Origin of the sequence: uncultured Tessaracoccus sp. (assembly GCF_947255005.1) — a bacterium.
GTDB lineage: Bacteria > Actinomycetota > Actinomycetes > Propionibacteriales > Propionibacteriaceae > Arachnia.
In genome coordinates, this window is sequence record NZ_CAMYFI010000080.1 from 1 (window position 1) to 8,281 (window position 8,281).

General features: G+C 64.0%; 7 protein-coding genes, 1 tRNA gene and 1 pseudogene. 5 read left to right on the top strand and 4 right to left on the bottom strand.

Going from position 1 to position 8,281, the window contains the following annotated elements:
* Positions 1-808 (bottom strand): IS30 family transposase (locus Q0X61_RS11820; protein WP_297742900.1); only part of this gene is annotated, 808 nt, incomplete at its 3' end.
* Positions 809-942: 134 nt separating this feature from the next.
* Between Q0X61_RS11820 and Q0X61_RS11825 the strand changes: the two genes are divergently transcribed.
* Positions 943-1,028: transfer RNA gene (locus tag Q0X61_RS11825), tRNA-Leu, on the top strand.
* Positions 1,029-1,265: 237 nt separating this feature from the next.
* Complete coding sequence (locus Q0X61_RS11830) at positions 1,266-2,069, top strand: rhomboid family intramembrane serine protease (RefSeq protein WP_297742902.1); 804 nt, start codon at positions 1,266-1,268, stop codon at positions 2,067-2,069.
* A 10-nt stretch (positions 2,070-2,079) separates the two neighbouring features.
* On the opposite strand, the gene Q0X61_RS11835 is transcribed toward Q0X61_RS11830, so the two are convergent.
* The gene (locus Q0X61_RS11835) at positions 2,080-3,288 is read right to left on the bottom strand and encodes an MFS transporter (protein WP_297742904.1); all 1,209 of its coding nucleotides are present in this window, start codon (positions 3,286-3,288) and stop codon (positions 2,080-2,082) included.
* A 134-nt stretch (positions 3,289-3,422) separates the two neighbouring features.
* On the opposite strand from Q0X61_RS11835, the gene Q0X61_RS11840 reads away from it, so the two are divergent.
* A complete protein-coding gene (locus Q0X61_RS11840; protein WP_297742905.1) occupies positions 3,423-4,145 on the top strand; it encodes a VIT1/CCC1 transporter family protein in 723 nt (240 codons plus the stop codon).
* A gap of 22 nt (positions 4,146-4,167) precedes the next feature.
* On the opposite strand, the gene Q0X61_RS11845 is transcribed toward Q0X61_RS11840, so the two are convergent.
* Both Q0X61_RS11845 and Q0X61_RS11850 read right to left on the bottom strand, forming a co-directional pair.
* A complete protein-coding gene (locus tag Q0X61_RS11845) occupies positions 4,168-5,388 on the bottom strand; it encodes an MFS transporter (protein WP_297742906.1) in 1,221 nt (406 codons plus the stop codon).
* Positions 5,389-5,507: 119 nt separating this feature from the next.
* Positions 5,508-6,704 (bottom strand): hypothetical protein, encoded by a 1,197-nt coding sequence (locus tag Q0X61_RS11850; protein ID WP_297742908.1) that lies wholly within the window; start codon positions 6,702-6,704, stop codon positions 5,508-5,510.
* A 103-nt stretch (positions 6,705-6,807) separates the two neighbouring features.
* Here Q0X61_RS11850 and Q0X61_RS11855 point away from each other — a divergent pair, with 103 nt between their 5' ends.
* Together Q0X61_RS11855 and Q0X61_RS11860 are read left to right on the top strand one after the other, a co-directional pair.
* Complete coding sequence (locus tag Q0X61_RS11855; protein ID WP_297742910.1) at positions 6,808-7,386, top strand: protein-L-isoaspartate O-methyltransferase; 579 nt, start codon at positions 6,808-6,810, stop codon at positions 7,384-7,386.
* Between the two features lie 382 nt (positions 7,387-7,768).
* A pseudogene (locus Q0X61_RS11860) lies at positions 7,769-8,281 on the top strand (energy-coupling factor transporter transmembrane protein EcfT); the annotation flags it as partial.

Below are 8,281 nucleotides of genomic sequence, written 5' to 3' on the forward strand. Positions count from 1 at the left end.
CGATGATCAGGTCGCCTTCCCAATGCCCTGGCACGACTCGTTCGAGTGCTTCTGCTGGGCGATCCCAAATTGAGACCATCTCTGGCAGCCTGCTTCGACGCTGACCCGCTTTACGCTGCGGACGTCGCATCGTTCTCCCCGTACGGGTTAACGCTTTCAGCTCACGCTTCAACCCGCCTCTGGCTTGCAGATAGATGCTGCGATAGATCGTTTCGTGACACACCTGAAGATCCTCTCGATCAGGGAAATCCCTACGCAACCGACCCGAAATCTGCTCAGGTGAATGCTTCTTATCGAGGCCTTGCTGCACCAACAGACGCAACTCCTGGTTGTCGAGAATCTTTGACGGTTTCGGGCGACGACGCCTCTCCCACGCGATCCGATGCGCAGCCCTGGGCCGATACTGACTCGGCGCCGTCACAGAGGCCCCTACACGCCGCAGCTCACGAGAGATCGTCGATGGGCTGCGATCCAGCGCACGCGCGATCGCACGCACCCCTTTACCCTCAACCAGCAACTCCTTGATCCGGCAACGCTCCTCAAAACTCAACAGCCGTTCCAGATTCTTCCACGGCCTCGGCGCTAACCCACCACACCGAGCCGCATACTTCGCAGCCCCACGCTCAGACAACCCAACCTCGGCACCCAACAACTCATCAGTCAATCCCATCCGGCGAGCCTGCCAGAACCGCTCCACCAGCACCGGCGAAACCATCTCAAACAACACACCACGAACAGCCACAACAACACTCCCAATACAAATCAGGTGTTGCACCCCCCCCAGAACCCGCGGCGGATCAAGTGTCACCTGCCTCTGGCACCCCGTCAGGCACCTGTAACCTGTGCGGCTCAGTCGCGGATCTTGTGTCAGATGCCTGATTTGGTTGGGCAACGAAAGGGCTGCTAGAGTTCCTACTCGCGCTCCCCTTGAGTGCAACACCTGTCCGGGTGGCGGAATTGGTAGACGCGCTAGCTTGAGGTGCTAGTGGCCGCTTTAGGCTGTGGAGGTTCAAGTCCTCTCTCGGACACGACACGAAACCCCGTCTGACTAGGCAATATAGTCAGGCGGGGTTCTTCATTTGGGCCGTTCCCCCACATCTCCCCCCCACTTCCTTGTATAGGCCACAACGCCGTTCCCACGCGAACCGCCAAGATGGATCAAGTTCGTGGCTCGTCTACCCACCACCAACTTGATCTATCTTGGGGCAACTCAGTTACTCGCGTTCGTCGTCGCCGGATTTTCCCGGGCATGCCAATCTAGTGACATGTACTGGTTCCGAATCGGCAAACTCGAGGTCACCACGACGGTGTTCGTCGCGCTGGCTGCTGGCATGGGCAGCCTCGTCGCACTGTTCTCCAGATCGTTGACCGTATTCGGCGCGATGTTCTCCAGCGCTGTGATGCGCGGTGAGGTCTGGCGCCTGGTCACGTGGCCGTTCGTCGAACCATTCAGCATCTGGGCAGTCCTCACGATCTTCTTCTTTTGGTACTTCGGCAACGCCATCGAAGACCAGCTCGGCAAACAGCGCATGGCCTCGTTCCTCGTCGGCCTCTGGGTGATCGTGTCGCTCGCCTACCTAGCAGCAGACCTCCTTCTCCCCGGCAGCGCGCCGTTGGCCGGGCTGGGTCTGATCCAGCTGCTCCTCATTCTCATCTTCATCGCTGAAGCACCGAACCGGATGTTCTTCTTCCGCATCCCCGCTTGGGTGTTCGGCGCCATCATCTTGGCGCTGCAACTGCTGCCGATGATCGCCGCGGGCAACCTCGGCGCGCTAACGGGGCTCGTGCTGAGCCTCTTCGGAGCCGCTGTCTGGGCGCGACGGTTCGGGCTCTTGACGCAGTTCACCTGGCTACCCGGCCCCCAGCGACGGCGACCCCGCAGCCGCGCGAAGCTCCGCGTCGTGGAAGCGAAACCTCCGAAGCCCAGCCCAGCAGAACGCAAGCAGCAGAACGCTGAGGCCAAACTCGACGCGCTCCTCGACAAGATCAACGCTTCCGGCATGGATTCCCTGTCGAAATCAGAACTCGCTGAACTGCACAAATTGAGCAAGAACAGAAGACGGAGCTGACTCCCGACGGTCAGTCGCCCGCGGCCAGTTCGTCGTCGCGGGCCGGCAGCAACGCCAGGGCAGCGCCAATAGCGACGGCTTCCAGCACACACAACGCGACGATGAACCCGCCCCAGCCAGCTCCCGCCAGCACCAACCCGCTCGCGTATCCGACGACGGACGAGCCCGTGTAGTAGGCCAGGGTGTAGAACGACGATGCCTGCGCCGCTGACCTGTGAGCCAGCGCTGGCACCCAGCCGTTCGCTACCGCGTGTGCCGCGAAGAATCCGATGGTGAACAGCACGAGCCCGACGATAATGATCGGCAGTGACACGACGAGAGTCAACAGCGCACCGCACAGCATGACCGCCGTCGACGCAACGAGCACCCGACGTCGCCCCCACTGCGCCGCGAGTTTCCCAGCCTTCGACGACGACCAGCTGCCAAACAGATACGCGAGGAAGAGCAGCGACACCCACGCAGGAGACAGATTGAACGGCTCCTGGCCGAGGTGAAACCCCAAGTAGTTGTACATTGCGACGAAGGTGCCCATCAGCAGGAACGCTTCGGCGTAGAGCACCAGCAGGCGTCGGTCGGTGAGGGTTCCGAGGATGCGCCTGGTGATCGCCCCCATCCGGATCGGCTGCGCTACGAAATTGCGTTGCCGAGGGCACATGACGATGAAGACCACCGTGGCGAGCACCGCCATGCACGTGACTGACAGCACGCCGATGCGCCAGCCGCACAGCTCCCCCATCGGCGCTGCGATGATGCGCCCCGACAACCCACCGATGCTCGTTCCCGAAATGTATGTGGCGGAGGCGAGCGTCGCGTGTGATCGGTGGACCTCCTCCGAGAGATAGGCCATCGCGACGGCCGGGATGCCACCCAGCGCGGCGCCCTCGCAGAAGCGGATGGCCACCAGCAGCTGAAACGACGGAGCGAAGATGCTTGTCAGCGCGAATACCGTCGCGGCGATAATGGCGACGATCATGGTGTGCCTGCGCCCGAACCGGTCGGACACGGCCGACCACACCACCACCGACGACGCGAGCCCTAACGTTGCCGCAGACACCGCCAGCGCGGACTGGGCAGGGGTCACGCCCAAATCGGCCTGCACGAGCGGCAGCACGCCCTGCACCGAGTAGAGCTGCGCGAACGTCGCAATCCCGGCGCAGAACAGCGAGATGAGCACCCGACGGTAACCCTCGCTGCCCCGCTCGTAGCCGGCTGCTTCCACCGTCGCCTCCAATCTCCTCTATCAGTCATACACCCAGGCCAACCCAGCCAAGGAGATCGTTAGGGTAGCTTCACCTTGCACAGGCTTGCCTTCCCTTGCTGGCAAGGGACGATGCCAATGCATACGGTGAAATCATGACCGTGCTGGATTTACCCGAAGCACCTGCAGAGGAGTCCGCTGCGGGTGCACAGAAACTCAACTGGCTGCGAGCCGGCATCCTCGGTGCCAACGACGGCATCGTGTCGACGGCGGCCGTCGTCGTGGGCGTCGCGGGCGCGACGTCGGCGCTCGGACCGCTCATCGCTGCCGGCGTGGCAGCGGTGGCTGGCGGCGCGATTTCCATGGCCCTCGGCGAGTATGTCTCGGTGTCATCGTCATCCGACGCCCAGCGCAGCCTCATCACCAAGGAACGTCACACCCTGGCGACTAACCCTGAACGGCAGCTGCAGCATCTCGCCCGCGCGTATGAGCGCAAGGGGCTCTCTCCCGCCACCGCTGAGCGCGTCGCCCACGAGCTGAGCGCCAACGACCCCATCGCCGCCTACCTCGAAGCCGAGCACCACCTCACCGACGAAGATGTGGTGAGCCCCTGGCATGCCGCGTTCGCGTCCTTCGCTGCGTTCCTGCTCGGCGCACTGCTGCCGTTCCTCGTCGCGATTCTCGTGCCGATCCCTGCGAAGGTGCCCGCGATCTTCGCGTCGGTGCTCGTAGCCCTCGCCGCCACCGGCTACACCGGGGCGCGCCTGGGCGAGGCAGATCCCTTGCGCGCCACGGCGCGCGTCGTGCTGGGCGGCGCGCTCGCGCTCACCGCAACCTTCCTCATCGGGTGGTTGCTCGGCGCTCAGGGCGTCGTGTAAATGCTGTTCCCGACGTGTCCCCTCACCCTCCCGTTTTCGGGGCTTTGCGGGGCCGAGAGCGCCCGACAAAGATCGCGGCGACCAACGCCAGCGCCCCCGCGCACAGCACCGGAATAAACCCTTGCCACAGCACGTCGCTCAGCTGCCCAGCCGCCGCAGCTCCAATCGAAACACCCAGTGTCAGGCACATGGAGAGCATGGTCATGGAGGACGCCACCCTCGATCGCGGTGCGACTTCTTCGGCGCGGGCGAACCCTGTCACGAGCACGACGCCGATGCCGACACCCATGAAAATCGCGATGACGAGCGCCGGCCACAACGTGGGCAGCAGCGCAAACCCGACGCCAGCCAGCAGCAGCCCCACAGCGCCGAAGGCGAGGCGCATTCGCAAGGTGACGCGGTCTGGCAGCCTCGGGGTGAACACCGACGAGCAAGCGCTGCCGATGCCGACCGCTCCGTAGACGATGCCGGTGAGGTGGCTGGTGCCGCGGGCGTTGTTGACCGCTGTGAGCGCGGTCTGCGTCGCACCGAAGGTCACCCCCACGGACAGCAGCACGATCATGGGCGGCAGTAGTACACCCATGGGCAGCCGTTCGGCGGGCGCTGTGCTGGCGCGGCTCGACCCGTGGTCCCAGTCCGCCCGCGACGACCACAGATACAGGCAGAACACACCCTGCCCCACAACGATGATGCCCATGAGCACGCGAATCGCGAGGTCAGGCCCAAGCCCTGCCACTAGTGTGCTCGCCGCTACTGGCCCGATGATGAAGCTCATCTCGTCGACGGCGCCCTCGTACCCGAGCGCTTGCCGGACGAGCTGCGGATTGCCGTAGCGGCGCCCCAAATGCGACCAGCGTGAGCGCACGATCGGCCCCAGCTGCGGGTTGGCGAGCCCGCACACAGCAGCGAGCGCGAGGAGCACCGTCGAGGGAAGGTCGCCAGCCACCAACGCTGGCGTCACTGTGGCAATGGCGATGAGCCCACCCAGCTGCACCACGGTTGCCGAAGTCACCACTGGCAGCGGGCCGAAGGCGTCGACGAGGCGCCCCATGAGCGTCGCGCTGATGGCGGTGCCGAGGCCGACAGCAGCCACGGTAAGGCCGCCGAGTCGGAGGCCCAAACCGACCTGCGCGACGTACATCAGCAGCCCGAGCTGCACCATCGCCGGTGGCAGTCGCCCAATCGACGAGGTGATCAGAAACGGCCACCCGCCGTGCTGCACGAGCGAGGCATTGGAGCCCATAGTTCGATCCTCCGGGAATAGTATTCGCGCCGCAAATCCCACCTCACTTTGCGGCATGCTTCCCGTAAACGCCCACAGTCTAACCCTCTCGACGGGGCCGTACGAATTGCCGCGCGTGCTCAGCGCAAGGAGAGATCGTCGGCGTTGAACGCGGACAATACCGTGCGTTCGTCGTCGCGGTCGTCTACGGCCAGCACGTATCCGCCCCGGCTTTGCAACCGGATAGGGACCTTCGATTGCCTCGCCGTGACGTACGACGGCTCCGAAAACACCATCATGCCGTCACTGGATCTTCCAAGCGCGATACCCGACGCCGTGAGGCCAAGCGTTGACGACGCGCTGTCGTTGAGCCCTGTGAGGCAATGCGATTGGCCGGTGCGAGAGTCGAACATGAGGCTGCCCGCCCACAGTATGCCATCCTGGCCTGCCAGATCACCCGACGTCGAGCATTCTCCGGCGTAGTCGAATAGCACGGTGCCCTCTTCATCAACCACCACGAGCTTGCTACCGGGAATGCCGGTAGCCGCATAGATGCCGCCAGACAGCCGCATCCACCGCATGCTGCTTCCTCCTCCCTCGAGCACCACCGTGTTGCCGTGCTGGAGACGCATCGAACCGTCTGGGGAGATGACGGAGTACGACGCGACACCCCCTTGGACCGCGGTCAGCCACGACTGTTCTTCTCGCTCAAGAAGGTCGCTCCACGACAGCGTCTGGGGCTCCCTGTCGGGGCCGAGGAAGGTGAATGATGTCGACGGCGCGAAGGAATCCGAATATGAGAGGTAACCCACCAAGTTATTCCACGACTCCACCTTGGAGCGCTCGTCAGTGCGTTCCGGGCGGATGGTGTCGCCCTTCCCATCTTGGAGATCGAACCAGCGAATATCGCCGGAGATAGCGGCCGTCTGGGAACCAGCCGCGGTAGTGAACCACACCGCGACGATGCCGAGCACCTCATCAACACTGACCCGCGGGCGCAGGTTGTCGTCACTTCGCGGTTTGCCGACGGTGTGCTGCCACCGCTGCGCCCCGTCCCAGTCGTACTGGGTGACGACTACGTCGGCACCCTCTGCATCGGTGACGGTGGTGATGCCGTGCTTCGTCTCGGCCCAGGCGTCAGGGAGTGTTTCCACCGACACCGTGGCTTTGTCGAGGCCAATCTCATGCAGCCCAGGCACCGGCTCCACCGGGGCAATGCTACCTTGCACGGCAGTGTCAGTGCGCTGCCCCATCGGTGGCTGCGTGGGGGCTTGGCTTCCGCACGCGGTCAACCAGACGGCACAGACCAGTCCAGCGATGCGCATACCCTTACCCACGCGGAAAGGGTACCGCAGCCACGCGTCACCCCGCGTGCGCTAGGTTGATTGAAGGAGGCGGCACCAGGGATTCCTCCCCAATGTCATCGACGAAGGAGCAACCATGACCGAAGACGCTCTTGAGGCTCGTATTAACGATGCCTTCGAAGCGACACCTCGAGCAGACTTCCTGCCTGAGAAGATTCGCTCTCGGGCCGAGGAAGACCGCCCTTTGCCGATCGGCAGAAACCAGACGAACTCACAGCCAACCACGGTGCGCGACATGCTGTACCTGCTCGACGTGCAACCCGGAGATTCCGTGCTCGACGTGGGCGCAGGCTCCGGCTGGACCACCGCCCTGCTCGCTTACCTCACCGGCTCCGAGGGGTCCGTCCTCGGCCTTGAGATCGAACCCGAGCTCGTCGAAATTGGGGCGATGAACCTCGCCCGCTTCGAGCGCCCCTGGGCGGAGATTAAGCAGGCTGTAAAGGGCAAACTTGGTCATGCTGGCCGCGGCCCGTACGACCGGATTCTCGTGTCCGCGGCGGCCAGACGTATGCCACCAGAGCTATTCGCCCAGCTTGCTCCAGGCGGCATCTTGGTGATGCCGGTGGGCGGCCAGATGTGTCGCGTGGTGAAGAACGAGGCTGGCAAGCCCGAGATCACTCGGGTGGGCGAGTATCTCTTCGTCCCCCTGCGCTGAGGGGCCTTGCGCTCCGTCCCAGTTCGTCGCCCATTCCAGTCCCGTTCGCTGAAGCGAGTAGGGTGAAGCCGAGCTCGAGCAGCCGGTGTGATTCCGACGCTGTCGCGCAACCGTGAAGTCTGCAGGCGAAGCCGGACCTCGAGCCCGACCATCATGGAAAGGCTGCCACATGGCAAATATCACGATGAAGCGAGCCGCAGGGGTCGTCGTCGCGATTGCGATCCCCCAAGCGCACCGTTCAATCCCTGCCCATCTACAGGCACGCTCGCGGAGGGCGAGCACGCCTGAGCGTAACTGACCCCGTCGCCACTGCGTACGGCGCCAAGGGTTCCCCGCTGGCGGAGCCTCTAGGTTGCCTTGTCAGGGCGCACTGGTCGAAGCCATGTTGCAGCGATATTTCCTTGCCCGTCCACTCCACCCCTTCGCCTGGTGGGGCTGGGCGATTCTGCTCGCGGTGGTGGCCGCATCGAGCACCAATGTGCTCTTCCTCGGCGCGATCATCGCGGCCTTGAGCCTCGTCACGGTGTCACGACGCGGCGACAACCCATGGGCGACAGGGTTCAAGTACTACCTATTGCTGGGCGCCTTCGTGATCATCGTACGCGTCGTCTTTCGCGTGCTCCTCGGCGGTGGCGACGGCGCCACCGTGCTGTTCCGGCTTCCCTCCATCCCGCTCCCGGATTGGGTGGGCGGCATTCGTCTGCTCGGCCCGGTGTCGCTGGAGTCGCTGCTCTACGGGATCACCGACGGCATGCGTCTCGCCACCATCATCATCGCTGTGGGTGCTGCAAATTCCCTCGTCAATCCCAAGCGCCTACTCGCGGCGTTCCCCTCCGCCCTGTACGAGCTGGGGACGATCCTCATCGTCGCGTTCAGCGCCCTTCCGCAGCTCGGT